Origin of the sequence: Rhizobium sp. LjRoot258, from assembly GCF_964254185.1 — a bacterium.
In the GTDB taxonomy this organism is placed as follows: domain Bacteria; phylum Pseudomonadota; class Alphaproteobacteria; order Rhizobiales; family Rhizobiaceae; genus Rhizobium.
Genome location: NZ_CAXUST020000003.1, coordinates 418,291 through 442,815 on the forward strand (window position 1 = coordinate 418,291; position 24,525 = coordinate 442,815).

Annotated in this window: 22 protein-coding genes; 9 read left to right on the plus strand and 13 right to left on the minus strand. The window is 59.6% G+C overall.

What is annotated here, in order from left to right:
- Window positions 1-7: 7 nt before the first annotated feature.
- The 8 genes from ACSQ9D_RS30495 to ACSQ9D_RS30530 form a co-directional block, all read right to left on the minus strand.
- Window positions 8-520, minus strand: coding sequence for a sigma-70 family RNA polymerase sigma factor (locus ACSQ9D_RS30495; RefSeq protein ID WP_436285537.1), 513 nt, complete (start codon window positions 518-520; stop codon window positions 8-10).
- A gap of 237 nt (window positions 521-757) precedes the next feature.
- Entirely contained in the window at window positions 758-1,210 is a 453-nt protein-coding gene (locus tag ACSQ9D_RS30500) for a hypothetical protein (RefSeq protein ID WP_436285538.1), read from the minus strand.
- Window positions 1,211-1,431: 221 nt separating this feature from the next.
- Window positions 1,432-2,043: a flavin reductase family protein gene (locus tag ACSQ9D_RS30505; protein ID WP_436285539.1), complete on the minus strand. Its 612-nt coding sequence runs from the start codon at window positions 2,041-2,043 to the stop codon at window positions 1,432-1,434.
- 3 nt (window positions 2,044-2,046) lie between these two features.
- Window positions 2,047-2,790 carry an aspartate/glutamate racemase family protein gene (locus tag ACSQ9D_RS30510; protein ID WP_436285540.1) on the minus strand — a complete coding sequence of 248 codons (744 nt, stop codon included), beginning with the start codon at window positions 2,788-2,790 and terminating at the stop codon, window positions 2,047-2,049.
- 4 nt (window positions 2,791-2,794) lie between these two features.
- Window positions 2,795-3,616: an ABC transporter permease gene (locus ACSQ9D_RS30515; protein WP_436285541.1), complete on the minus strand. Its 822-nt coding sequence runs from the start codon at window positions 3,614-3,616 to the stop codon at window positions 2,795-2,797.
- Between the two features lies 1 nt (window position 3,617).
- The gene (locus tag ACSQ9D_RS30520; protein ID WP_436285542.1) at window positions 3,618-4,532 is read right to left on the minus strand and encodes an ABC transporter permease; all 915 of its coding nucleotides are present in this window, start codon (window positions 4,530-4,532) and stop codon (window positions 3,618-3,620) included.
- 73 nt (window positions 4,533-4,605) lie between these two features.
- Window positions 4,606-5,904, minus strand: a complete 1,299-nt coding sequence (locus ACSQ9D_RS30525) for an ABC transporter substrate-binding protein (protein ID WP_436285543.1) — start codon at window positions 5,902-5,904, stop codon at window positions 4,606-4,608.
- Between the two features lie 28 nt (window positions 5,905-5,932).
- A complete protein-coding gene (locus ACSQ9D_RS30530) occupies window positions 5,933-7,015 on the minus strand; it encodes an ABC transporter ATP-binding protein (RefSeq protein WP_436285544.1) in 1,083 nt (360 codons plus the stop codon).
- Between the two features lie 267 nt (window positions 7,016-7,282).
- Here ACSQ9D_RS30530 and ACSQ9D_RS30535 point away from each other — a divergent pair, with 267 nt between their 5' ends.
- Window positions 7,283-7,996, plus strand: coding sequence for a GntR family transcriptional regulator (locus ACSQ9D_RS30535; RefSeq protein WP_436285545.1), 714 nt, complete (start codon window positions 7,283-7,285; stop codon window positions 7,994-7,996).
- Window positions 7,997-8,288: 292 nt separating this feature from the next.
- Here ACSQ9D_RS30535 and ACSQ9D_RS30540 read toward each other — a convergent pair whose 3' ends face one another.
- From ACSQ9D_RS30540 to ACSQ9D_RS30550, 3 genes are read right to left on the minus strand one after another with little or no spacing between them, the layout of a single operon-like run.
- Window positions 8,289-9,257 (minus strand): substrate-binding domain-containing protein, encoded by a 969-nt coding sequence (locus ACSQ9D_RS30540; protein ID WP_436285546.1) that lies wholly within the window; start codon window positions 9,255-9,257, stop codon window positions 8,289-8,291.
- Window positions 9,254-10,570 carry an ABC transporter permease gene (locus ACSQ9D_RS30545; RefSeq protein ID WP_436285547.1) on the minus strand — a complete coding sequence of 439 codons (1,317 nt, stop codon included), beginning with the start codon at window positions 10,568-10,570 and terminating at the stop codon, window positions 9,254-9,256. Before ACSQ9D_RS30545 ends, ACSQ9D_RS30540 begins: the two co-directional genes overlap by 4 nt.
- A complete protein-coding gene (locus ACSQ9D_RS30550; RefSeq protein ID WP_436285548.1) occupies window positions 10,567-12,159 on the minus strand; it encodes a sugar ABC transporter ATP-binding protein in 1,593 nt (530 codons plus the stop codon). The genes ACSQ9D_RS30545 and ACSQ9D_RS30550 overlap by 4 nt, the downstream gene beginning before the upstream one ends.
- Window positions 12,160-12,378: 219 nt before the next feature.
- On the opposite strand from ACSQ9D_RS30550, the gene ACSQ9D_RS30555 reads away from it, so the two are divergent.
- From ACSQ9D_RS30555 to ACSQ9D_RS30590, 8 genes are all read left to right on the plus strand, one after another.
- The gene (locus tag ACSQ9D_RS30555; RefSeq protein WP_436285549.1) at window positions 12,379-13,398 is read left to right on the plus strand and encodes a LacI family DNA-binding transcriptional regulator; all 1,020 of its coding nucleotides are present in this window, start codon (window positions 12,379-12,381) and stop codon (window positions 13,396-13,398) included.
- A 675-nt stretch (window positions 13,399-14,073) separates the two neighbouring features.
- The gene (locus ACSQ9D_RS30560; RefSeq protein WP_436285550.1) at window positions 14,074-15,714 is read left to right on the plus strand and encodes a TIGR04028 family ABC transporter substrate-binding protein; all 1,641 of its coding nucleotides are present in this window, start codon (window positions 14,074-14,076) and stop codon (window positions 15,712-15,714) included.
- Between the two features lie 50 nt (window positions 15,715-15,764).
- Window positions 15,765-16,709 (plus strand): ABC transporter permease, encoded by a 945-nt coding sequence (locus ACSQ9D_RS30565; RefSeq protein WP_436285551.1) that lies wholly within the window; start codon window positions 15,765-15,767, stop codon window positions 16,707-16,709.
- A complete protein-coding gene (locus ACSQ9D_RS30570) occupies window positions 16,706-17,608 on the plus strand; it encodes an ABC transporter permease (RefSeq protein WP_436285552.1) in 903 nt (300 codons plus the stop codon). Before ACSQ9D_RS30565 ends, ACSQ9D_RS30570 begins: the two co-directional genes overlap by 4 nt.
- On the plus strand, window positions 17,605-19,302 hold the full coding sequence (locus tag ACSQ9D_RS30575; RefSeq protein WP_436285553.1) for a dipeptide ABC transporter ATP-binding protein: 1,698 nt from the start codon (window positions 17,605-17,607) through the stop codon (window positions 19,300-19,302). The genes ACSQ9D_RS30570 and ACSQ9D_RS30575 overlap by 4 nt, the downstream gene beginning before the upstream one ends.
- A complete protein-coding gene (locus ACSQ9D_RS30580) occupies window positions 19,299-20,345 on the plus strand; it encodes a putative FMN-dependent luciferase-like monooxygenase (protein WP_436285554.1) in 1,047 nt (348 codons plus the stop codon). Before ACSQ9D_RS30575 ends, ACSQ9D_RS30580 begins: the two co-directional genes overlap by 4 nt.
- A 20-nt stretch (window positions 20,346-20,365) precedes the next feature.
- Complete coding sequence (locus tag ACSQ9D_RS30585; RefSeq protein WP_436285555.1) at window positions 20,366-20,998, plus strand: CMD domain protein; 633 nt, start codon at window positions 20,366-20,368, stop codon at window positions 20,996-20,998.
- 11 nt (window positions 20,999-21,009) lie between these two features.
- Window positions 21,010-21,618 carry an alkylhydroperoxidase domain protein gene (locus ACSQ9D_RS30590; protein WP_436285556.1) on the plus strand — a complete coding sequence of 203 codons (609 nt, stop codon included), beginning with the start codon at window positions 21,010-21,012 and terminating at the stop codon, window positions 21,616-21,618.
- Between the two features lie 175 nt (window positions 21,619-21,793).
- Here ACSQ9D_RS30590 and ACSQ9D_RS30595 read toward each other — a convergent pair whose 3' ends face one another.
- Both ACSQ9D_RS30595 and ppk2 read right to left on the minus strand, forming a co-directional pair.
- The gene (locus tag ACSQ9D_RS30595) at window positions 21,794-23,488 is read right to left on the minus strand and encodes a SulP family inorganic anion transporter (protein WP_436285557.1); all 1,695 of its coding nucleotides are present in this window, start codon (window positions 23,486-23,488) and stop codon (window positions 21,794-21,796) included.
- 108 nt (window positions 23,489-23,596) lie between these two features.
- Window positions 23,597-24,427 (minus strand): polyphosphate kinase 2, encoded by an 831-nt coding sequence (ppk2, locus tag ACSQ9D_RS30600; RefSeq protein WP_436285558.1) that lies wholly within the window; start codon window positions 24,425-24,427, stop codon window positions 23,597-23,599.
- Between the last annotated feature and the right edge of the window lie 98 nt (window positions 24,428-24,525).

The window sequence follows — 24,525 nt, forward strand, 5'->3', positions numbered from 1 at the left end:
TTTTTTTCTACCGGGTTGCAGCTTCGCTAAAGGAGACCTCGTCCAAAGCCAGCATCAAAGCCACCCGTGCACGTGCGACGCGGCTTTTGATGGTGCCGATTTCGCACCCGCACTCCTTTGCAGCATCCATGTACGAGCGCCCAGCCACGACCAGCATCAGCGCTTGTCTCAACTGTTGGGGCAGGCGATCAATCGCGTCTGAAACATCTTTCAGCCGCAATGGCCATTCTTGATCCGATGGCACGGGGATGTCGAAGGAGCCGTCGGAGAGATCGGAGGCTGGACGGCAACGCTTCGAGCGCTTGTACTGGCTGCAGTAGTGGTTCCGCAGGATGGTGAACATCCAGCTTTTGAGGTTGGTTCCGGGCGTGAAATGATCCAGATGGCTGAGGGCCTTCATGATCGTTTCCTGAGCAAGATCCTCGGCATCGGCATCTGATCTGGTAAAGCGATGCGCGAAGGCCTGCATGACAGGACGCAGGGCAACGATGTCATTTTGAAGGGAAGCGTATTGCGGCATTGCGGTTTCCTCCGAGCATCAACCGCAATGGATACGGGCACTAATGGTTCCTGCATTTCGCCCACCGTCCGATATCGAACCAAAGGTTTGGGTTTGACGAGACCCGTCTGCCGCGTCGTGGAGGAATTGATCCCTGTCACGCAGAAACATGACATCGAGGGTCTCATGATGGGGCGGATCCGTGAAGGCCTGAGGGCCGATGAAGCGAGCAGATACCGCAGACTCGATCAGAGTGCGTCAGTCCGGTTGCACTGGCCGGATCGTATCGACTGAGATGTTGCCATCGAGGATCCCGCGCGAAATGTCGGTACGATCACGGTCGATCTCGATCACGGTGTAGAGCTTGTCGTCCCGGAAAGCGCTCGCGTTGGCCGTCGTCACGTCTTCTGCAGGCGCCGCGTCAACCTCCATGAAGTCCAGCTCGCGACTTGCCGCCATGATCCGCGCGTCGCCTGGCGTCCGCGCCGCCACGACGACAACTCCATGTCCTGGAGAGTTGGCCCATCTTGGATCGTCGGGCGCGGCAATCGGCTCAAGACGATAGATCCTAAGTGGTTCTCCGGCGCTGCCGGGCGAGCCCTGCGCAGCCGCATCGGCGATCTGCGCTTGGCTTTCGACCGAACGCCCGAACGTATTCGGGTTGGTCGCATTGTTGATATCGTCGGTACCTGTCTTCGAAACGTTCGACATAGCGTCCTCCATGACAAACAATAACGACAGCAGCACCCAACTGTTCCAGCATATGTCTGCATCCAACGCGAATGGGTCCATGGCCACGCGGAAACTGCGCCATAGGGGAGGAACACCGGGATGATTTCGGAAGTTGTCGATGACCAGGATATGATCGGCAGCATCAATGCCAGACGCAGTGCCTTGAGATCCTTCATGAGGCTCGTGGTGATAGCGCGGCCTTACAATTTCGGTGTCAGCATCTCAAAGCGATCGCGGATCGTGGAGCAGGTGTCGCCGCCGAGGCGCGCAATGGCATCGACTTCAGCGGGATCGACGCGCAGCCGTTCCGGATCGACGACGCCATCGCGATAGTGCGCGTAGACGATTTCGCCCATGATGATCTGCCGGGACTTCCCGAGCTCCAGCGTGACGTGGCGCCGGCACTCAAAGGCTGCCGGCGCCTGCGCGATCCAAGGCGAGGCGACCTTCTCGCCAGGCATCGCCGTCAGTCCGGCTTCCTTCAATTCATCGACGCCGCGCGGATATTTCGAACCGCAGACATGCATCGCCTCCGCGATGGCAAACGACACGATGTTGACGGTGAAGACCTCGGTCATGCGGATGTTGTGGCCCGTGTCCTTGAAGGACATATCCGGATTGTTTTCGACGCCGAGCGCCAGGATCGGCGGATCGGCCGACAGGCAATTGAAGAAGCTGAAAGGTGCTGCATTGATGCGGCCATGCTCGTCGACAGTCGTCACGAGTGCAATCGGCCGCGGAATGATGGTGCCGATCATCAGCTTGTAGCGTTCGCGCTCGGAGAGTGTCTCGAAGTCGAAAGATACCGACATGGATCAGCTTGCTGCCCGCATCGGCGCAAAGGCGCTCATCGCGCCCGTGAAAGGCTTGGACAGCGGCGATGCATAGGAGCCGCGCTTGCTGGTCGATAGCCCGAGCGACACCAGCGCCTCCGCCTGCTTGACCGCGGCAGCGACACCGTCAACGACCGGGACGCCGTAAATATCCTGCAGCTCGCGCGCCAGATCGGTCATGCCGGCGCAACCGAGAACGATCGCCTCCGCCCCATCGTCCAAGAGCGCCCGTTCGATCTCGGTTCGCAGCTTGTCGATGGCTCCCGACGCAGGGTCTTCGAGCTGAAGAACCGGTATATCCGATGCGCGCACCTTGGCACGACCGCCCATGCCATAGCGCCGGACGAGATTGTCGATCAGAACGCGCGAGCGCTCCAGCGTCGTCACGACGGTAAAGCGTTGCGCCAGGAACCCGGCCGTCGCGACCGCGGACTCGCAGAGCCCGAGCACCGGCACGTCGGCAAAGCTGCGCGCGGCATCAAGCCCCGTATCGTCGAAGCAGGCGATGATGGCCGCGTCATAGCCACCGGCCTTCTGTTCCTTCAGTTCGCTGAGAAGCCCCGGGATTGCCAAGGCACCGTCGTAATGCCCCTCGATCGAGACCGGCCCCATGCGGGAGGTCGCAGCAATAATTTCGGTGCCGGAGGCCGCGACGGCGCGGGCAGCGACAGCCGCCTTCTCGGTCATGGAAGCCGTTGTATTGGGATTGACGAGAAGAATGCGCATGAAATCAACTTGTCTTTGCTTGGCGCCGGCGCAGCATGAGCATGATGCCGAGCGCGACGAGAATGATGGTGAAGGAAAACAGCGTCGTCACCGTTCCGAGCGCGTAGAGCACCGGCGTCGTGACGTTGGTGGTCATGCCGTAGATTTCGAGCGGCAGCGTGTTGTAGCTGCCCGATGTCATCAGCGTACGAGCGAATTCATCATAGGAGAGCGTGAAGCCGAAAAGGCCAACGCCGATCAGGCTTGGCGCAATCATCGGCAGCACGACATGCCTGAACGTCTGCCAGGAGGTCGCGCCGAGATCGCGCGCCGCCTCTTCATAGGCCGGAGAGAAGCGGTTGAAGACGGCAAACATGATCAGCACGCCGAACGGCAGCGTCCATGTCAGATGAGCGCCGAATGCGGATGAATACCAGGCTGGCTTCAGGCCGCTTTGCTGGAACACCACGCCGATCCCGAGCGAGATGATGATCGATGGAACGACGAGGCTTGCGACGGTTGCATAAAAAAGCACGGTCGAACCGCGGAAGCGGCGCCGGAACGCCAGGCCTGCGAGCAGCGAAACGACAACGGTGACCACCATCACCATCAGCCCGAGCGTGAAGGAGCGACGGAAAGACGCGCCGAAGTCCCCGACCGCCTGCTTCTCGAAGAGGTTGAAAAACCAATGAACGGATACACCGTTCAGCGGGAACGTCAGGCCGCCATCCGGTCCCTGGAACGACAGGATCAGGATCGCCGACAGCGGTCCGTAGAGGAAGAGCACGAAGATGACGAAGAATGCCGCGAGCACATAGAATTCGAAGGTGCGCTTCTCGTGGTTCATCTCACAGCTCCTTGCGGATGTCGACGATGCGCAGGATCGCGGCGACCATCAGGAGGACGACCACCAGCAGCACCACCGCATTGGCGGCAGCGGCCGGATATTGCAGTAGCGACATCTGGTTCTTCATCATCAGCGCCACGGAGGCGCTCTGGCCGCCGGACATGACCTGGACGGTCGAGAAATCGGCCATGACGAGGGTGACGACGAAAATCGTCCCGATCGCCATGCCGGGCTTTGCAAGTGGCAGAACGACGTTCCATAGGATCTGCCAGCCGCTGGCGCCGGCATCGCGCGCCGCCTCGAACAGGGAGCGATCGATGCGCATCAGCGTATTGAAGATCGGCGTTACCATGAACAGCGTGTAGAGGTGCACCATGGCAAGAACGACGGCGAAATCGGAATAGAGCAGCCATTCGATCGGTTGCGGCACGATGCCCATCTGAACCAGCGCTGAGTTGACGAGCCCATTACGGCCGAGCACCGGGATCCAGGAGATCATGCGAATGATGTTCGAGGTCATGAACGGCACGGTGCAGACCAGGAAAAGGATCATCTGCGTCGTCGTGCGGCGGATGTGGAAGGCCAGGAAATAGGCGACCCAGAAGCCGATGAAGAGCGTCAAGCTCCAGACGATCACCGTGAATTTCAGGGTGTTGAGATAGGTCTTCCACGTAACCCATGAACCGAGCGTGTCGGTGTAGTTCATGGTTAGAAAGGCCGGGTAAAGACCTGCGAAATCGTAATCCCAGAAGCTGACGACCGCGATCATGGCAATCGGCAGGATGAAGAAGAAACCGAGGATGAGGATCAGCGGCGTTGCCTGCAGATAGGACGCTGTCCATGCCGGCCATCCGATCCCTCGACGGCTTAACTGTTCCGATTGTTGCTCGGCCTGCGAAGACGCGATCGTGGCCATGTTGCGGTCTCTCCGTTGTGGATACCCTCTCCCCAAAGGAACTGGGGAGAGGGCCTGGCAGAAGCGGTATGCCTTAAGCGGCGATGAACTCGTTCCAGCGCCGAACCATGTAGCGGTCTTCGTCCATGACGGAGTTCCAGCACGCGACATGACCCATGCGCTCTTCGAACGAACCACCGTCGCGAACAGCACCAGCCTTCTCCATGACTTTGCCTTCCGGGGAGAGGACATCGCCCTGCGCCGCCTTGCCTTCGATCCAGTAACCCCATTCATCGGCGGTCATGAACTCCTTGGCCGTCTCCATGCAGGCCGAGTAATAGCCTTGGCGGTTGAGGTAGCCGCCGACCCAGCCGGACGTGTACCAGTTGATGTATTCGTATGCCGCGTCGAGCTGAGCGCCCTTGAGGTGCGAGGCAAGGCCGAGACCGCCGCCCCACGAACGATAGCCTTCCTTGAGCGGCTGATACTTGCAGGCGATGCCTTTCGAACGGACGGCGGCAACGGCCGGCGACCACATGGACTGGATGACGACTTCGCCGGAGGCCATCAGGTTGACGGACTCGTCGAAGCTCTTCCAGAAGGCACGGAACTGGCCATCCTGCTTTGCCTTGATCAGGAACTCGATCGTCTTGTCGATCTCTTCCTTGGTCATGTTGCCCTTGTCGGCATATTTAATGTTGCCCAAGGCTTCCATGATCATCGCGGCGTCCATGATACCGATCGACGGGATGTTGAGGATCGAGGTCTTGCCCTTGAACTTCGGATCCATGATATCGGCCCAGGTGGTGATCTCGCGGCCGACGAGGTCAGGGCGAATACCCAGCGTATCGGCATTGTAGATCGTCGGCATCATGGTGAAGAATTCGGTCTCGCCCTTGGCGAAGGTCTTGGCATCCTTGCTTTCGACGTAGCCGACGGTGTGCGGCGCCGTGCCCTGAGCGATAACGCTGTCTGGCTTCAGCTTGCCCGTCTTGAAAAGCGGCACGACCTGGTCGTAATACTTCAGCTTCTTCGTTTCCATCGGCTGGATGACGCCGGTCGGATAGACCTTCTTCAGGATCCAGTATTCGATATCGGCAATGTCGTAGCTGTCTGGCTGCGTCACGGCGCGCTGGGCGGCAGCGTCGGAATCGGTTGCCGTCATCTCGAGCGTAATGCCAAGGTCCTTTTTGCACTGCTCGGCGATGGCGTTGATATTCGATACGCCGGTGCCGAACTGACGAAGCGTGATGTTTGACTGCGCCCAGATGGTCGGGAAGCCAGTGATCAGGCCGGAGCCCGCGGCTGCGCCGATGGCGGCAGCGCCAGTCTTCAGCAGGCTACGGCGGGAAATGCCCGGTTCCGTCTTGGTCGTGTTCTTTTCAGTTGTCATGTCAGTTCCCCTTTTTTGGTGGTGAGGTTCATGCATGGCCAAGGAGGATTGCGTCCTCCAGAGCCCAACTCAGAGACACCGCATCGCCGACCGATACGGGTTTGGCGAAGTAGTCGTTGTCATTCGCGATGACCGTGAAGTCGTCACTGCCCGCGCCGACGACGGTGATCTTCACCGACGCGCCGCGATATTCGATGTTGGAGACGATGCCGTTGAAGCCGAGCGTCTTGTCGGCGGTCGCGTCGAGGCGGACGCGATCGGTGCGGATGCCGATGTCGACGCTCTCGCCGACCTGTTTGCCATTGCCGCGCACGGAAAACGCTTGCCCCTCCGGCGCCTCCAGCGTCGTGACCCCGTTTTGCGAGGAGACGACACGGCCAGACAGCACGTTGTGATCGCCCATGAAACGGGCGACGAACGCGGTGGCGGGCTCTTCGAACACCTTGCGCGGGGTTGCCGCCTGCTCGATCTTGCCGTCGTTCATGATGACGATCAGATCGGCCAGCGCCATCGCCTCTTCCTGGCTATGCGTCACATGAACGAAGGTGATGCCGAGGCTCTTCTGGAGCTTCTTGAGCTCGGCGCGCATGCGGATCTTGAGAAACGGATCAAGTGCCGAAAGCGGCTCGTCGAGCAGCAGCGCCTCCGGATCGGTGATAAGAGCGCGCGCCAGCGCCACACGCTGCTGCTGGCCGCCCGACAGCTGCGCCGGCCGCCGCGTCGCATAGGCGTCCATCTGCATCAGCGTCAGCATCTGCAGCGCCCTGGTGCGACGCTCTTCCTTCTCAACGCCTTTCATCTTCAGGCTGAAGGCGACATTGTCGACGAGGTCCAGGTGCGGAAACAGCGCGTAGGACTGGAACATCATTGCAGTGCCGCGTTTGGCCGGTGGAAAATCGGTGACGACGGCATTTCCAAGCCTGATGTCGCCGGAGGAAATGCTTTCGTGACCTGCGATCATGCGCAGCGTCGAAGTCTTGCCGCAGCCCGAAGGCCCAAGGAAGCAGCAGTAGGAGCCGGCCGGGATCTTCAGGCTGATGGAATGGACGGCCGTCGTGGCGCCATACACCTTGGAAACGGATACTATATCGATCTCTGCGGCTTTCGACATCGGTCTTCCTCTGTTTGAGAAAGAGAATGCATCTGCCGTGCCAGTTCCCGTTGCGGCGCATCAGGCATCGGCAAATCAGAGACTTGTCCCTGAAATCGCCGTCGTCTCAAAATTCAGGCACGATGCCATCTTGCACATAAAATAGGCTATCGTCTGCAATTCGTGCAGATTATCGTATACAATTTAGACGTCACTTTGAGAGCAGATTCCATTTAACTTTTGCGGGAAACGCAGATATCATTTCCCGGTCAAAAGGTATCCGATTTCATGAAATCCTCCGCAAGGGCCCTCCAAACCGCCGACGATTCTGCCGATACCGGCGCGCAACAAATCCGCGACGCGATCCGCGATGCGATCGTGGAACGGCGCCTATCGCCAGGAACGAAGCTGTCGGAAAGCGACGTTGGCAACCTGTTCAATGTCAGCCGCACACTCGCTCGAGCAGCCTTGCAGTCCCTTTCCTATGAGGGCCTGGTCAGCGTCGAGAAAAATCGAGGTGCCTTCGTAGCCTACCCTTCGCCGGAAGAGGCACGCCAGATTTTCGCGGCGCGTCGTCTCATCGAGCCCGGGATTCTGCGGGAGGCGGCAGCCAGAATTACGCCTTCGCAGATCCAGCACCTGAAGCAATTGCTGCTCGAAGAAGGCCGACTGATGGGCGAACGCGGTCAGACAGCACGCCGCGCCGAAATCAAGGCTTCCGGCGATTTTCACCTGACGCTTGCGGCGATATCGGGCAACGCCATCATGCAGCGTTTCATGGATGAACTCGTCGCGCGCTCCTCGCTCGTGATCGCCCTTTACGGCCAATCGACCATCTCGAGCTGCGGCCATTCCGAGCATGGCGACATCGTCGCTGCGATCGAGCGAAGCGATCTGGAGGAGGCTTGCCAGTTGATGCTTCACCACATCGCGCACATCGAGGCGGACCTCGATCTACGCGAACGCAAGAGTGTCGGCCTCAAGGAAGCCTTCGATCTATAGCAAGATTTAGCGTGGGGTCCCGCCGCAGCGCACGCCGAGCGTTTCGGCAACCAATCTGCAGGCCAGAACCGAAATTGTGCTCGGGCAACATCCACATAATCCTTGGCTTTAGAGGTCGCCTCGGCCGGGCGAAGGGCGAACTTTGTGTCGCGCTGCCTTTGATCTCGGTGTTGCGGCTGCCGAGCCAAGCAGGGAGGACAAAGCGTTGAAGGGCTGGTCTGCGCCGAGCTCTTCTTCATTGACGACGGCATCTGCAGGTTGGGCGGGCGGCCTGCCGCCCGCCCGCCCATTGTTAAAGCCCGTTGTCCTTCATGATCTGTGCGGCGTTGTCCTTGGTGATTTTCATTGTGTCGAGGATCACCGTCTTCTCGACCTTCTCACCGTTCAGGAACTTTATCGCCTGGCGCAGACCTTCGGCACCCGGGGTCGCATAGAGGAAAGTGGCGCTGAGTTCGCCGTTGTTCACCCAGGTCACGCCTTCGCCAGGCAGACCGTCAATGCCTATGAATTTGATTTCCTTTTCCCGGCCGGCATCCTTAGCGGCGAGATAGGCGCCGTACGCCATGGGATCGTTGTGCCCATACACCAGATCGATTTTTTCATTATTGCGCAGTGCCGTGGCCATGATGTTATAGGCTTGGTCCTGCTTCCAATCGCCCGACTGTTGATCCAACAGGTTCTTGATGCCGGGCTCCTTGTCCGTGAACTCATGGAAACCGTCATGCCGGTCATGCGCCGGTTGTGTTCCCATCCCTCCCCATATTTCCACGACGTTGCCCTGCGCTTTGCCTTTCCCACCCAGCAACTCGACAGCGTATTCCCCCGCCGCGCGGCCGATCAGTTTGTTGTCCCCGCCGACGAACTGATTGTATTTGTCCGTGTCGACATTGCGGTCGAGGACGAACACGGGAATTTTTGCATCGATCGCCTGCTGGACGACGCCGGTCAGCCCCGCAGATTCCTTTGGCGAGACGAGCAACGCGTCCACTTCCTGACGGATCAGGTTTTCGACGTCGGCCACTTGCTTCTCGGTCTTGTCTTCGCCATCGGTGATAATCAGTTCGACTTCGGGGTGCTTGGCAGCTTCGGCGACGATGTCCTTGTTGAACTGCGCACGCCAGGGCTCGATCGTGGTCGCCTGAGAGAAGCCGATGCGCCACTTCTTGTCTTGGGCAATGGCATCTCGCGAGGGAAGCAGGGCAGTTGTTGCGGCAAGCGCTGCGGCAAGAACGGCCAGTCTCATGATGTCGCGACGTTTCATTTTTCGTTTCCTCCCAATGTTAGAGACACAGTGTCTCTCGACGCCCGCTCCTCTGCGGACGCTTCCCGTTGCGCCGGACGGCGGCCCGACGGCCGCAGACGGGCGAAAATATCGCCGACATTCCGCTCCTGGACGAGCACAGTGCCGATGATGATGACGCCCTTCAGCACCAGCTGAAGATTGGAATTGATGTTGTGGAGTTGCAGGATGTTCGACAGAAGCCCGAAGATCAGCACACCGCAAAAAGTGCCCGCTAGGCTGCCCCTGCCGCCCATGAGGCTGGTGCCGCCGATGACGACGGCGGCGATTGCATCCAGCTCGAGCCCCGCGCCGGCATCCGGCTTTCCCTGCCGGTATTGCGCCACGTAGAGCACGGCTGCGACGCCGGCGAGCAGGCCCGAAATTGCATAGGTGACGATCTTGACGCGACCCGCATTGATGCCGGAAAGCCTCGCCGCTTCTTCGTTGCCGCCGATTGCATAGACATAGCGACCGAAGGGGGTCAGCCGCAGAACGGCGCCGTAAACGATGATCGCGACAATGAAGAATATGCCGGGCATTGGCACGATGCCGAACACAAGCTGCCTCAGCATATCGAATTCCGCAGCCGCATTCGATCCAGTGTAAACCGGCAGGACGGCGTTGTTCTGTCCGGCGGTCAGCCGCGCGACGCCGAGCGCCGATACCATCATTGCCAGCGTGACGATAAAGGGCTGGAGGCGGCCCGCGACGATAATAAAACCATTGATCGCACCGAAGAGGAGACCGACGGCGGGTGCGACCAAAAGAACACCGAGAACACCAAACTTCGTCTGTAACTGCGGCAAGAGGAATGTAAGTAGAAGCCCGCAAAGAAGGAGTCCGGCAGCGGCGGGCAGGACCGTGCCGCGCATGCGATCCAGCCGGATCTCTCGGTTGCTGATGCCTTCCTTCCGCGACTTTGCCAGGTTTATGAAGATGAACCGGACTACGACTGCGCCGACCAGCAATGCCGCAAGCCCGACGGCAGGCAAGCCGAGGAACACGGCAGGGGTCACGCCGGACACGGTCAGCAGCATAGCGCAGACCACGCTGCAGATGGCCATCAGCGATCCGACCGAAAGGTCGATGCCGCCGGTGATGATGACTGCAGTCATGCCGGTCGCAATCAGTCCAGTCGTCGATACCTGCCGCAGAACGTCGAGAAGATTGCCTGAAGACAGGAAAATGTTCTTTCCCGAAGAGGTCACCGGCGACCAGAGGACTCCAATCAGGAAGATGGCAATTAGGCCCCAATAGAGCTTGGTTTGGGAGATCAGCTTCAGGACGCTCATGCGGCAGGCCTCCCGTGTCTTGCGCTGCGCGGCGCGGCAAGCTGCATTATCCGCTCCTCGCTTGCTTCCGCACGCGTAAGGAGTCCTGTCCGGCGGCCCTCGGCCATCACCAGGATACGGTCGGCAAGATGCAAAAGCTCCGGCATTTCCGAACTGACGACGACGATGGCAAGACCCTCCGCTGCGAGCTTGAAGATGAGATCGTAGATTTCGCGTTTCGCCCCGACGTCAATCCCGCGCGTCGGCTCGTCGAGAAGCAGGATACGGGGCCTGGTGGCCAGCCACTTTGCGATTACCACCTTCTGCTGGTTTCCACCCGACAGCGTAGCCGCCGGCTGATTGATCCCACCGCAACGCACGCCGAGCGTTTCGACAGCTCTGCGAGCCAGCGCAGCTTCCGCGTTGAACGCGCGAATGCCGAAGCGTGCGATCCGGCCCACCAAAGGCAGTGCGATATTGTCCGCTATCGAATCGCGAAGATGCAGCCCTTGGGTCTTGCGGTCCTCGGTCACGAGCGCCATACCGAGCCGGCGCGCATCAAGCGGGGAACGAACATCGACAGGCTTTCCGTCTATCAAGATCTCACCGCCGCGACGCCCGTCGCTGGACCCGAAGATCGTCTCAAGGATTTCGGTTCGGCCTGCACCGAGCAGCCCGCCGATTCCGAGAATCTCTCCCGGGCTCACCTCGAAACTCACGCCCTTCAGTACATTGCGCCACCCATGTCGCTCAGCGACGGAAAGAGACAGTCCGTCAACGGAAAGGACGGGGAACTCGCCAGGGTGGTGATCACCACGCGTCGCTTCCAGGAGATTGCGGCCGACCATAGCGGCGATGACGGTGTCTTCTTCCAGCTCGCCTATCGATTTGGTCCACACATGGCGGCCGTCGCGAAATACCGTGACGCGGTCGCTAAGATGCATGACCTCGTCGATCCGATGAGAAATATATACGATTCCAACGCCGCCGGCGGCGAGCTGCCGCATGATCTTAAATAGCCGCTCGCATTCGCCAGGCGAAAGCGCCGATGTTGGCTCATCCATGATAAGGATGCGAGCTTCGATCGAAAGCGCTTTGGCGATCTCGACCAGTTGCTGTTCGCCCACCCGCAAAGACGAGACGCGCCGCTCCGGGTCGAGCTCAATGCCGAGGCGCCGCAGCAGGAGCCGTGCTGCCCCCAGGCTTGCCTTGCGGTCCACGAACAGGCCGGCGATCAGCCGCTCCCTACCGAGAAAGATATTGTCAGCGACGCTAAGGTCCGGAACGAGATTTAGTTCCTGATGGATGATTGCGATGCCGGCGGCTTCCGCGTCCCTAACACTTGTGAACCGGACAGGGGCATCATTGATACGAACAATACCGTCGTAGTCTTGATAGACGCCCGAAAGGATCTTCATCAGCGTCGACTTGCCGGCGCCATTTTCGCCCATCAGCGCGTGAATCTCGCCGAGTCTGAGTTCGAAACGGACGTCCTTGAGGGCGCTGATGGCGCCGAAGGTCTTGGAAATGGATTCCGCCGCCAGCACCGCGGGTTGGGCTGCAGCGCTGACATCATCCGAAAGGAATGGCTTCGAGCTATCATCGCGCATGACGTTGGCAGCCTCCCTGCGCCCACATCCGACGATTTATTCTTATCGAAACTGATCTTATTCGAAACGTTTAGATTGTGTCAATAAGCCGAAAATGCAGGCTTCAACGCCAATATTGCGCAACTCCCCTTCGTGAAATACACTCCATCGAGCTATATCTCGAAACGTTTCGGTGAAGAAATGCAGCAGCGGCGCAAAAGCACCAGAAAATCGCCGACCATGTTAGATGTTGCGCAGTCGGCTAAAGTTTCGGTCGCGACGGTCTCGGCAGTCGTCAACGGGTCGACGCCCGTAAGCCCCGAGCTTCGAAGCCGCATCGAGACGGCAATCCAGCAGATCGGTTACAAGCGCAACACCATCGCCCGCAGCCTCAAGATTGGAACGACACGGACGATCGGACTGATGGTCGCCGATATCACCAACCCCTTCTTCACCGATGTCGTCTCTGTCATCCAGGACGTCCTGCACCGCGCCGGTTACGCGGTAATGCTCTGCTGCAACGACGAGGATATCAATCTGCAGGACGAACAGATCGAGCTGCTTCTCGACCGTATGGTCGATGGGTTGATCATCGCGCCGGCGGGCGAGGATGCTCATCTGAAGCGGATTCTTGCCGGCGCCAGCGTGCCAACCGTTCTGATCGATCGGCTCTGCGACGGGATCGAGACCGATGCGGTCATTCTCGACAACCGCCGCGCCGTTCTGGACGCCACTGCTTACATGCTGAGCCTTGGGCATCGCCGTATCGGCTATATCTCGGGATCTCTGGAGACATCCACCGGTCGCGAACGCCTTGCTGGTTACCGCGCCGCACTCGACGCAGCGGCTCTGCCCTTCGATGAGAAACTTGTGCAAATAGGCAATTTTCGGGAGAAGGATGCCTATAAGGCGGCGATGCAACTTCTCACCAGCGCCGATCGTCCGACCGCTATCTTTTCGGCAAACAACTTGATGGTTATCGGTGTGATGAAAGCCATTCGCGACATTGGGCTCAGGTGCCCGGACGACATCTCCGTCGTCAGTTTTGACGACTTTCCTTGGGCCGACGTTTTCGAGCCTCATCTGACAACTATCGCTCAACCAGTGCAGACCATCGGTGAACAGGCGGCACAACTGATCATCGACCGGCTCTCGGGAAAAGGAATGGAACCGCCACGTCGCCTCATGCTTCAGGGGCGCCTGATAATCCGCGATTCCTGCCGGCCGATTCCGCTGACTGCGCCCCACGCCACGGCATGATCCTCGGGTTGAGATGGCCTACTGAACAGAGCGCTTGCGGCAAGAAAGCCGAAATCGATCTCGAACAGCAATGCGATGGCAGCGAGAGCGGTGGACAGCTTCAACTCCAGAGATGATGGACCTTGAGCGATCGTCCATCGGCCATACCTTACATATGGTTTTTTGGGCGGTCTATCGGCTTCATTTTCATGGTGCCGCTCTGTCGTAATGCCTTTTCGTCGAAAGGTATAACAAGGCGAGCTTTCTGGCCGATAAGACCCTGGAGCGCCTGTTTTCACGGACCCTTCCGATACACTCAATTCTGTCGGAAGTCTCTGGAGGCGAGTGGCCTATCATGGCACTGCCGGTCTGCCAGAATTTCGACTGCTATACTCTGCTTTGATGACGAAGGCAGGGCTTCTCAGCAGAAGTGAGCCAAAGCCAGAAATGGCGATCAACTGCAGCGTCGTCGAGACTTCCACGCTCAGCCGCACCGCATGGCGCTGTCGAGTGCTTACATCCCCGTCATCGCGGGCTTGCTTTGATGGTCGTTGGCCGCCACCCAGATCAGTTTTTTATGACCGGTACGAAGCTAGGTCAGCGATTTTCCGGGATGCGTAGGAATTAGAATACTAATTCTATATACAAAATTTTGAAACCGGTACCGTCGCTCCGTCAGTATTTGAGGGAAAGTCGATGAGCATCAAGACGACCATTACTAGCGCGCTCCTTGCGAGTGCGCTGTCTGTTTCACTCTCCGTCGATCACGCAGCGGCAGATGAGATAGCTAAACCCGTCCAGGGCGGCACCCTGATCTATCTCGAACAGCAGCCGCACACGAACCTTTATCCACCTGCCGGCGGATTCTATCCGAACGGCGGGGTGCTCAATCAAATCACCGACAAGCTGACCTATCAGAATCCGAAGACACTCGAGATCGAGCCCTGGATTGCGCAATCCTGGACGGTCAACGACAACGCCACCGAATACACGTTCAAGCTGCGCAAGGGCGTGACGTTTTCCGACGGAACACCACTCGATGCCAATGCCGTCGCCAAGAACTACGACACGTTCGGGCTTGGCAACAAGGGTCTGAAGCAGCCGGTTTCGGAAGTCATCAACAATTACGATCGCTCCGAGGTCGTCGATCCGCTGACGGTCAAATTCTACTTCAAGAAGCCGTCGCCGGGCTTCCTTCAAGGCACCTCGGTGATCGGTTCCGGTCTCGTGTCGCTGAAGACGCTGGCGCTGCCGTTCGACCAGCTCGGCGACGCGACGAAGATCATCGGTTCTGGCCCCTTCGTGGTCGACAGCGAGACGCTCGGCAAAGAGCTGTCACTCAAGGCGCGCGAGGACTACAACTGGGGCCCGGCAAAGCTGGAACATCAGGGCCGTGCTTATCTGAACGGCATCAAGTACGTCATCACCGGTGAGGACAGCGTCCGCATCGGTGCACTCTTGTCCGGACAGGCGGATTTCATCAGGCAGGTCCAGGCCTACGATGAAGCACAGGTCGAGAGCCAGGATTACAAGATCTATGCGGCACCGACGCGCGGCGTAAACAACAGCGTCGTCTTCCGGCCCGACAATCCACTGGTGTCGGACATTCGCGTGCGTCAGGCGCTGCTGCATGGCACGAATTCGGCGGAGATCGTCTCCACGCTCTTCTCGGCAAACTATCCGCAGGCAAAGTCGATCATCGCATCGACTGCACAAGGTTACCTCGATCTCACATCGAAGCTGACCTATGACGCCGACCAGGCCGCCAAGCTTCTCGACGAGGCCGGCTGGAAACTTGGCTCCAATGGCATTCGCGAGAAAGATGGCCAGCATCTGGTGCTCACGGCGTATGAATCTCCCCCTCAACCCCAGAACAAGGCGACGCTTCAACTTGTTGCGCAGCAGTGGGCAAAACTCGGCGTGACCTTGAACGTGCTTGCGGGCGACTCCGGCAGCAAGACGGTCGATGATCTCGATCCGGCGAAAACCCCGGTGTCTCCGGCCATGGTCGGGCGTGCCGATCCAGACGTCATCAAGAGTCAGTATTATCCGAAGAACCGCGACGTCTTGCGCCAGAAGGGCGGCCCAAGCGACAAGGTCAAATCCTTCGTCGATAACAAGCTGAATGGTCTTCTGGAGCAGCTTTCATCGGAGCCTGATCGCGCAAAGCGCCTGGCGATCGCAGGGGAGGTCCAGAATTATGTGATCGACCAAGCCTATGCGATTCCGATCTTTGAGGAACCGCAGGCCTTTGCCGGTGCACCTTATGTGCAGGGCATCGCCTTCGAAGCCGTCGGCCGCCCGAGCTTCTACAGCACATGGCTTGCCGAACATTGAGCGTGGCGCCCGGCGAAAAGCCGGCCCATTCATCATCTGAGAGGACGGCCATGACCCGCTACATCATTTCGCGATTAGGCCAGGCCTTGCTGGTGCTGTTTGCAGCTTTCACGATCTCATTCGTATTGCTGCAGGCAATGCCGGGTGATGCCGTCCTCATCAAGTTCCAGAATCCTGAATACGGCCTCAGCCCCGAGCAGATCGCTGACATCCGTGCTGCCTATGCGACGGACGGTTCGGTCCTCAACCAATATGTCCATACTGCCGGAAAGTTTCTGACGGGCGATTTCGGCTATTCGCTGCAGGCCGGCGTTGCTGTCAGCGCGCAGCTTACCACCAATCTGCCGCCGACGATCCGCCTTGCCGGTTTCGGCTTCATCGTCGCCTCACTGATTGCCGCGGTTCTTGCCATTCTTTCCAATATCCAGGGCTTCGGCAGGCTGCGCAGCTTCGTACAGGCGGTGCCGTCGCTCTTCGTGTCCGTGCCGACCTTCTGGCTCGGGATCATGCTGATCCAGATATTCTCATTCCGCCTGCGGCTGGTGTCCATTATCAATCCCGGGCCGTGGGAGGGCCTCGTGCTGCCCGTTCTCACGATCGCCGTCCCCATCTCGGCGCCGCTGGCGCAGATCCTGCTGCGCAACATTGATCAGGTCCAGACCAGGCCCTTCGTCGCCGTTGCCCGTGCCAAGGGTGCCTCGCATCGCTGGGTGCTGTGGCGACACGTGGCAAAGAATGCCTTCCTGCCGGTGCTGACGGTCGCCGGCGTGCTTTTCGGCGAGCTGCTCGCCGGTGCCGTCATCACCGAGACCGTTTTCGGCCTGAACGGGATTGGCAGCCTAACCGAGCAGGCCGTCAATTTTCAGGATGTCGCGGTGCTGCAGGCAATCGTCGTGCTTTCGGCGGCTGCATTCGTCACCATCAACCTCGCAATCGACCTTCTCTATCCCATCCTTGATCCGCGGCTCAAAGCCAGGCCGGAGACCGCTCGATGACCAGCTTCGACCTTGCAGAACGACATCTCAATCTCGAAAGCCCTGATCCCGTGGATTGGGTCTCGCCCAAACCGCAGGAGGCGGCCTCGCCGCGCCGACGGCGTCGAGCAACCGATGTGAGCCTGATCCTCGCAGCATTGGTGCTGGTCATCGTTCTGCTATGGGCAGCAGCCCCTGTGCTGTTTACGGCCTATGATCCGATTAAGGGTTTGCCCGGCCAGCAGCTGAAGCCGCCGAGCACAGCGCATCTGCTCGGGACCGACGCGCTGGGACGAGATCTCTTCGCGCGGCTGGTGCATGGCGCAGTCCATTCGCTGTCTGGCGCTTTAGCGGCCGTCAGCATCGGCCTTGCGGTGGGAACTGCGCTCGGAGTTCTCGCAGGCTCGATCGGCGGGCGCGCGGACGCGGCTATTATGCGGCTGGTCGATGTGCTGCTCTCCATACCGGCGCTCTTGCTTTCGCTCAGCATCATCATCCTGCTCGGCTTCGGCACGGTGAATGCCGCCATCGCCGTCGGCGTGACGTCTGTCGCAAGCTTTGCCCGCATCGTGCGCTCCGAAGTCGTCACAGTCAGGCGTAGCGAATATGTGGAGGCTGCTTTCGGAAGCGGGGGCACTTTCCTCAGCGTGCTCTGGCGCCACGTCCTCCCCAACTCGCTGACGTCGGTCATAGCCTTTGCCGCTCTGCAGGTCGGCTCGGCGATCCTGCAGCTCTCGACCCTTGGCTTCCTCGGTTACGGCGCGCCGCCACCCACGCCGGAATGGGGGCTGCTGATAGCAGAAGGCCGCAACTACATCGCAACCGCCTGGTGGCTGACAACCGCGCCCGGCATCGTCGTGGTGCTCGTCGTGCTTTCCGTCAACCGCATCAGTCAGGCAATCGGAAGGATTGAAAGATGACACTCCAACCTGTCGATCTGCCGAATGGCGCTGTCCAGCCATCGCCCGTGCTCGAGGTATCCGGTCTGACGGTCAGCTACAGCGACCGCAACGGGACCCGTACCGCCGTCCACGGCATCGGCTTCTGCGTCAATCCCGGCGAAGTCGTTGCCCTTGTCGGCGAGTCCGGTTCGGGAAAAAGCTCGACGGCACAGGCCATCATTGGACTTCTGCCGGAAAACGGCAGGCTTGAAGCTGGTAGCATCCGCCTGAACCGCCAGGAGATCACTGCATGGCCGCAGCGGCGGCTGGACGGTATTCGCGGGTCGGTCATCAGCCTCGTGCCGCAGGATCCGGGCAATTCGCTGAACCCCGTGAAGACCATCGGCAAGCAGGTCGCCGAAATTCTCGCAATCCACGGCAAAGCATCCGGTCCTGTCGCCTACGCCCAGGCGGTCGAACTGCTTGCGCGTGTCGGATTGAGCGAACCCAAGCTGCGGGCGCAGCAGTACCCGCACGAGCTCTCCGGCGGAATGAAGCAGCGGGTGCTGATCGCAATCGCGATCGCGTTAAAGCCGTCCCTAATCATTGCCGACGAACCCACAAGTGCGCTCGATGTAACGGTACAGAAGCACATCCTCGATCTGATCGATGAGCTTCGCCGGGAATACGGCACAGCGATCCTTCTTGTTACTCACGATCTCGGTGTTGCGGCGGACCGCTCCGACCGATTGATCGTCCTCAGGCACGGCCGGATTCAGGAGCAGGGCCGCACCGCCGATGTGATTGCCAATCCCCAGAACGCCTATACGCGCCAGCTGCTATCGGATGCGCCGTCACTCAATGCGAGCCAGCCTCCGGCGGCCGCCATCAACGAGGCGGGCAAAGACGGGCAAGATGACATCATCGTCGTCGAGAATCTCGTCAAGGATTTCGGCCTCAGTGGAGATGGCCGCTTCTGTGCCGTCGATGACGTTTCGTTCCGTGTTAAGCGCGGTACGACGCATGCGCTGGTTGGCGAATCCGGGTCGGGCAAGACGACAAGCATCCGCATCATATCGGCATTCGAGAAACCAACCTCCGGAAGGGTGGTGGTCGATGGGCTCGATCTGTCGACCTTGCGTGGAGAAACGCTGCGGCTTTTGCGCAAGAAGATCCAGCTCGTCTATCAAAACCCGTTCGGCTCGCTGGACCCGCGCCAGACCATCCGGCGGATCGTTGAGGAGCCGCTCTTAAATTTCGAACCGGTCCCACGCGTCGAAAGGGCAGATCGCGTCGCCGCAACGATTGCGAAAGTCGGCCTTCCGCCGGATGTGCTCGACCGGCGGCCGCATGCTCTGTCCGGCGGGCAGAGACAGCGCGTTGCCATCGCCCGTGCGCTGATCCTCAATCCGCAAATTCTCGTCCTCGACGAAGCTGTGTCGGCGCTGGACGTCACCGTCCAGGCGCAGATCCTGGCGTTGCTCGGAAAGCTGCAACGTGAGCTTGGCCTCACATACCTTTTCGTGTCTCACGACCTGGCGGTCGTGCGGCAGATCGCCGATACGGTTTCCGTTTTAAGTGGCGGAAAGCTCGTCGATAGCGGGCCTGTCCAGAATGTCTTTGGCAATCCGGCAAGCGCCTACACCCGGGAACTTATCGAAGCGATCCCCGGCAAGAAATATCCGGCGGCGATACGGTCAACTCCCCTTGCCAGCACAGGAACGCAGCAATGACGCAATCGCCCGCGCCCAAACGCCTGGGGTTTTTCAGCCGCGTACTCGACGAAGCCGATGCCGCGACCCGCTACCGGCTGGTCGCCGAGCAGATCATTCACGCCGAGACGTTCGGTTTTGACAGCGCCTGGGTCGCCCAGCATCACTTCAACGGTGAGGAGGGTGGCCTGCCGGCACCGCTGGTCTTCCTGGCAGAGCTTGCAGGCAGGACCTCGCGCATCCGCCTTGGAACTGGCGTCATCACGCTGCCGATGGAAAGCGCAGTGCGCGTGGCGGAAGATACCGCCGTCCTCGATATCCTGTCGAACGGCCGGCTCGAAGTCGGTTTCGGCACCGGGGGAACACCCGCTGCCTTTCTGCCATTCGGCTTCGAAAGCGCCGATCGTGGCGCGATCTATGCGAAGAGCCTTGCGATCGTTCGCGATGCCTGGGCCGGCCGGGAACTTGCTGGCGGCAACCGTCTTTATCCGTCTGCCCCGCATCTGCTGGATCGTGTCTGGCAGGCGACTTTCTCGGTGAGTGGCGGCGAAAGGGCAGGGCGCGATGGCGACGGACTTATGCTTTCTCGCACACAGCCGCGGCCGGCCGGATCGCACGATGCCGAACTTTGGGACCTGCAGAATCCAATCATCGATGCTTATCTCGAAGCGCTGCCGCGGGGCCGCCGGCCGCGTATCCTCGGCTCTCGAAGCCTCTTCGTCGCCGACGATCGTAAAGAGGCACTGCATTTTGCAGAACTCGGCCTGCAGCGTAGCGTCGAACGCTTCATAGCGAGCGGCCATAACGTTCCAAGCACGAAGACTGAAGACCTCATCAGGACGTTCGATGTCCACGTGGGAACACCAGACGATGTCATCGCATCCCTGAAGGCCGACAGGGCGCTTGAGCGGGTCACCGATCTCGTTTTCCAGGTGCATTCCGTCGATCCGCCGCACGAATACATCCTGCGCTCGCTGGAACTCACCGCCAGCGAAGTCGCCCCGGCGCTCGGGTGGATTGGCAATGGATCTTCCGCCCATGAGCGACGTCTTGCCACCGCATGATCACACGAAAGGCAATTACAATGAGTTCCTCGACGCCCGATATCATCGATCTCTTAGCCGGTATTGAACCCGGGTCATTCCTTGATCGCATCCGCGGTGAACGCCCGGAAACGCGGCTCAATGTGCAGAAGAGCCATCTCGCGCTATTCGAACCGGTCGCCGAGGGCGATGTGACCCGCGCCGAGCGGCTCGCCATCGCGTCCTTCGTCACTCGCCTGCATCGCGCAGAAAACGCGGCTGAATTCTACGCGGCAAAGCTAGCGGACGTGAACGGTGGTGCCTCGCTTGTTGCGTCGATTAGTACTGAAATCGAGAAAGGTACCGCTGAAGGTCCTTACGGCCGCTATCTGGCTGGCCCGCTTTCGGCAGAAGATGTGCCTGGACCAACATTCGTCGTATCGGAATCCAGTCGCGCCGTACTGGGCGCAAGACTTACAGCGGCGCTAGAGCACGCGCATCTGCTTGTCTTCCGTCCAAGAGAAGCAAGCCCCGACGCTTTGCAGAAGCTCATCGACTCGGGCTGGACCGCGACCGGCATTGTTACGCTCTCGCAGATCGTGGCTTTCCTGTCGTTCCAGATTCGCGTCGTTGCCGGGCTTGTTGCTTTAGGTGCAGCGGGCGAAGGCAGTGTCGCACGCTCGGCAGCAGAATAAGGAATAGATCCATGACTGACATCGTCAACCATCCTGATATCGACAATCGCCCGAATGCCTTCACGCAGGCTGAAATCGGCTGGACGCCATGGCTTGCGCCGCTTGCAGAAGAAGAGCTTACCGACCGGCACTGGGCCGGACTAGTGGATCCCTCGCGTTCCAAATCACCTTACTTCATGCTGCTTGCGCGCGACCCCGAAATCCTCGAGGCAAGAACGAAGACCGACAAGGATATCTTTTATAACACCCGTGCCGGTTTGCCGCGCGCTGAGCGCGAGCTTTCTGCGACAGCTGCCTCCCGCAGCAACGGCTGCATCTTCTGTGCTTCCGTCCACTCGCGTTTCGCATCGCATTTCTCCAAGCGTCCCGACAGTGTTCAGCGGCTGCTGGACGAAGGCGTCGAAGCCGATCTTGGTAGCCGCCGCTGGAACGCGGTTGTGAAGGCGTCCGTGGCGCTGACCGCGACGCCCCAGGCTTTCGGTCCGCGAGAGATTGCGCATCTGCGGGAAGAGGGGTTGGACGATCTCGAGATCGCAGACGCAATACACGGTGCGGCCTTCTTCAACTGGGCGAACCGCTTGATGCTTTCGGTCGGCGAGCCGACGCCCGCTGGGGTCTAATCGGGAGCGCTTGAAAGGGCTTCTGCTTTGGCGTTCATATGTCGCCGCGTGTCTCAAGTCGGGACACCACATAGCGGACGATTTGTTTCGATGGCCGCAATGACATCAATAAAATTCGAACGAAATCGCATATTCGAAAGGCCTGACGACCGCTAATCTGCCGCACGCAGACGGATCACGATTGCGGTCGCGGGACCGACCGTTCCACGGCCGGTTGGTGTTCCACAAGATCTACTGCCTCCTCCAACTCGTCGAAAATCATCCTTGGGCCGACACGCGCAAGGAGGCCGGAGCGCTCTAGGATTTCGAGCGGCTCGCTGTGCAGTTCCACTATCGCGAACTTTATTCCCCGCTCCTCTGCCATCGCCCGTACCTCGTCGAGCATCACTGCTGCGGTGCTGTCGATCTGAGCGGCTGCTCCCGCGTCGAGAATAAACCATTTGGTATCCGGTGCCAGCGTCGCAAAGAGTTGTTCGATCCTGCTCTTCACGTGTTCTGCGTTGTAAAACAGCAGACTGCCCTGAACGAGGTAGATCACCACACCGGGAACGGGCTTGGCTTGGGGGTAGCGATGCAGCTTGTAGAAGCCGTCGCGCCCTGGAATGCGACCAAGCAATGCGTCGCGCGGGGTCATTCCTTCCATGACGAGATATAGCAGCGTCGCGACCACTGCTATAATCACGCCCTGCAAGACGCCGAGGCTGAGCGCGCCCGCAATACTGATAAGCGCAAAGAGAAACTCGATCCGACTGATCCGCCACAGTTCGCGAAGGGTTTTAAGATCGATGAGGCTCACGGCGGCAGACGCCAGTACGGCCCCGAGCGCGGGCGTCGGCAGGATCGCCAGCGCATCGGTGAGAAACAAGACTGTGAGCGCGAGGGCAGCAGCTGAGACGACAGCCGCCACTTGGGTCTTTCCGCCCATGAGGTCGTTGATCGCAGTGCGGGAATCGGAGGCGGTGACAGCGAAGCCGCCGAACAATCCCGAGGCAAGGTTCGCGGCGCCAAATCCAAGGAGTTCACGGTTGGCATCGACCGGATATCGGTTCTTCGCGCCGAAACTGCGCGCAGTCACGATACCAGCGCCAAAGCTGACGATCAGCACGGCTGCGGCCCCGAGGATCAGGTCACCGATGGCGACATCTGGGATCGGTATCGACGGCGACGGTAGCTGGGACGGGACGGCGCCAACAACACGAATACCCAAAGCCTGAAAATCAAAAGCGTAGGATAGGGCGGTTGCGAGGGCCATGACGACAAGCGGTCCTGGGACAGATGGGAGCCATTTGCCGAGAAGCCGGAGCATGACGAACAGTCCTACCCCCAACCAGAGCGAAGGCCAGTGGATCAGGTCCGACTTTTTTGCGATTTCGACGAGTGGCGCAAACAGCCCGTCGCTTTCGATCTTCACCCCGGTGAAGCGGCCGATCTGTCCAATCAGGATCGATAGCGAGATGCCGGTCATAAATCCGGTCAGGATCGGACGTGAGAGGAGGTTGGCGATAAACCCCAGCCGAAGGAAGCTTGCCAGAAAGCAAAGGAGGCCGACCATTGCGGCGATCGCCGCGGAAGCCACGACATTTTCGGCCGTCGACGACAGCCCGAAAGAAACGAGAACCGCCGCCAGCACCGTCACCGTGCCGGCGTCGGGGCCTACAATGAGCTGCCGCGACGAGCCGAGCAGGGCATAGCCAAGCACCGACAGGATGCTCGCGTAGATTCCGACTTCGGGTGGCAAGCCCGCCAGAGCGGGGTAGGCGATGGCGCTTGGCAAGCCAACCGCGGCAATGGCCAGCCCGGATGACAGATCGTACCGGAGCCACTCCACCCGATATTCTCTCAGACTTGATATGAGGGGAAGGGTCGGCATGGCGGCGAAGATCTCCAACGGAAAATTCGAACGCTTGCGTTTGGGGGATGGCCGCCGCATCTGTCGGCACGCCGGTCACTCCGTCCTTTGATAGGACCGACCCGACGTCTAGTGTGTCAGATCGGGCACAACGTTCCTGTGGCTTTGATCTTCGACATAGTCGTCCGGCCGCTTCTGGCGTTTGCCGAGATCGGGTTCGTGAAATTTAACGCGCTCGTAGGGGATCGATTTGAGTATGTGCGAAATGCAGTTGATACGGGCGCGCTCTTTGTCGTCCGAAGGAACGAGCCACCAAGGCGCCTGCTCATGGTTGGTCTTGCGCAGCATCTCGTCATAGGCACGGGTGTAGTCCCACCATTTGCGGTAGGATTCGACATCCATCGGGCTCAATTTCCACTGCCGCAGCGGGTCTTCGATCCGCCGCTTGAAGCGACGCTCCTGTTCTTCCTCGCTGACAGTGAGAAAATACTTCAGCAGGATAATGCCGCTTTCCACGATTGCCGCCTCAAATCGAGGAGCAAGTTCCAGAAACCTCTGGGCTTTCTTTTCGCTGCAGAACCCCATGATACGGTCGACGCCTGGACGATTGTACCAACTGCGATCGAAGATGACGATTTCCCCGGCCGCGGGCATGTGGGCAAGGTACCGCTGCATGTACATCTGCGACTTTTCACGGTCGGTCGGCGCGGGCAGAGCAATCACACGAAACACACGCGGGCTCACTTTCTCGGTAATTCGTTTGATCATCCCGCCTTTGCCGGCGGCGTCGCGCCCCTCGAAGACGATCACGATCCTCGCGCCCGATTTCTTCACCCAGGCCTGCAAGTGCGCCAACTCCACCTGAAGCTTCTTTATTTCCTTGTCGTAGTTCCACGACTTGTCTTTCTTCTTTTTCTCTTCCGCGGGGGCTTCAAGGTCTAGGGCGTGTATCTTGGTCATGGCTCCCTCCAAGTTGATCGGCTTCCGGGCAGGCACTGTCCAATGGGCGGATGGTAGCGCGTTTGGAGACGATATGCCTGTAGCATCGCGTAGCATCT

Coding starts and splice junctions, on each gene's coding strand:
- ACSQ9D_RS30495 (WP_436285537.1), bottom strand. CDS start 520: ATGCCGCAATACGCTTCCCTTCAAAATGACATCGTTGCCCTGCGTCCT.
- ACSQ9D_RS30500 (WP_436285538.1), bottom strand. CDS start 1,210: ATGTCGAACGTTTCGAAGACAGGTACCGACGATATCAACAATGCGACC.
- ACSQ9D_RS30505 (WP_436285539.1), bottom strand. CDS start 2,043: ATGTCGGTATCTTTCGACTTCGAGACACTCTCCGAGCGCGAACGCTAC.
- ACSQ9D_RS30510 (WP_436285540.1), bottom strand. CDS start 2,790: ATGCGCATTCTTCTCGTCAATCCCAATACAACGGCTTCCATGACCGAG.
- ACSQ9D_RS30515 (WP_436285541.1), bottom strand. CDS start 3,616: ATGAACCACGAGAAGCGCACCTTCGAATTCTATGTGCTCGCGGCATTC.
- ACSQ9D_RS30520 (WP_436285542.1), bottom strand. CDS start 4,532: ATGGCCACGATCGCGTCTTCGCAGGCCGAGCAACAATCGGAACAGTTA.
- ACSQ9D_RS30525 (WP_436285543.1), bottom strand. CDS start 5,904: ATGACAACTGAAAAGAACACGACCAAGACGGAACCGGGCATTTCCCGC.
- ACSQ9D_RS30530 (WP_436285544.1), bottom strand. CDS start 7,015: ATGTCGAAAGCCGCAGAGATCGATATAGTATCCGTTTCCAAGGTGTAT.
- ACSQ9D_RS30535 (WP_436285545.1), top strand. CDS start 7,283: ATGAAATCCTCCGCAAGGGCCCTCCAAACCGCCGACGATTCTGCCGAT.
- ACSQ9D_RS30540 (WP_436285546.1), bottom strand. CDS start 9,257: ATGAAACGTCGCGACATCATGAGACTGGCCGTTCTTGCCGCAGCGCTT.
- ACSQ9D_RS30545 (WP_436285547.1), bottom strand. CDS start 10,570: ATGAGCGTCCTGAAGCTGATCTCCCAAACCAAGCTCTATTGGGGCCTA.
- ACSQ9D_RS30550 (WP_436285548.1), bottom strand. CDS start 12,159: ATGCGCGATGATAGCTCGAAGCCATTCCTTTCGGATGATGTCAGCGCT.
- ACSQ9D_RS30555 (WP_436285549.1), top strand. CDS start 12,379: ATGTTAGATGTTGCGCAGTCGGCTAAAGTTTCGGTCGCGACGGTCTCG.
- ACSQ9D_RS30560 (WP_436285550.1), top strand. CDS start 14,074: ATGAGCATCAAGACGACCATTACTAGCGCGCTCCTTGCGAGTGCGCTG.
- ACSQ9D_RS30565 (WP_436285551.1), top strand. CDS start 15,765: ATGACCCGCTACATCATTTCGCGATTAGGCCAGGCCTTGCTGGTGCTG.
- ACSQ9D_RS30570 (WP_436285552.1), top strand. CDS start 16,706: ATGACCAGCTTCGACCTTGCAGAACGACATCTCAATCTCGAAAGCCCT.
- ACSQ9D_RS30575 (WP_436285553.1), top strand. CDS start 17,605: ATGACACTCCAACCTGTCGATCTGCCGAATGGCGCTGTCCAGCCATCG.
- ACSQ9D_RS30580 (WP_436285554.1), top strand. CDS start 19,299: ATGACGCAATCGCCCGCGCCCAAACGCCTGGGGTTTTTCAGCCGCGTA.
- ACSQ9D_RS30585 (WP_436285555.1), top strand. CDS start 20,366: ATGAGTTCCTCGACGCCCGATATCATCGATCTCTTAGCCGGTATTGAA.
- ACSQ9D_RS30590 (WP_436285556.1), top strand. CDS start 21,010: ATGACTGACATCGTCAACCATCCTGATATCGACAATCGCCCGAATGCC.
- ACSQ9D_RS30595 (WP_436285557.1), bottom strand. CDS start 23,488: ATGCCGACCCTTCCCCTCATATCAAGTCTGAGAGAATATCGGGTGGAG.
- ppk2 (WP_436285558.1), bottom strand. CDS start 24,427: ATGACCAAGATACACGCCCTAGACCTTGAAGCCCCCGCGGAAGAGAAA.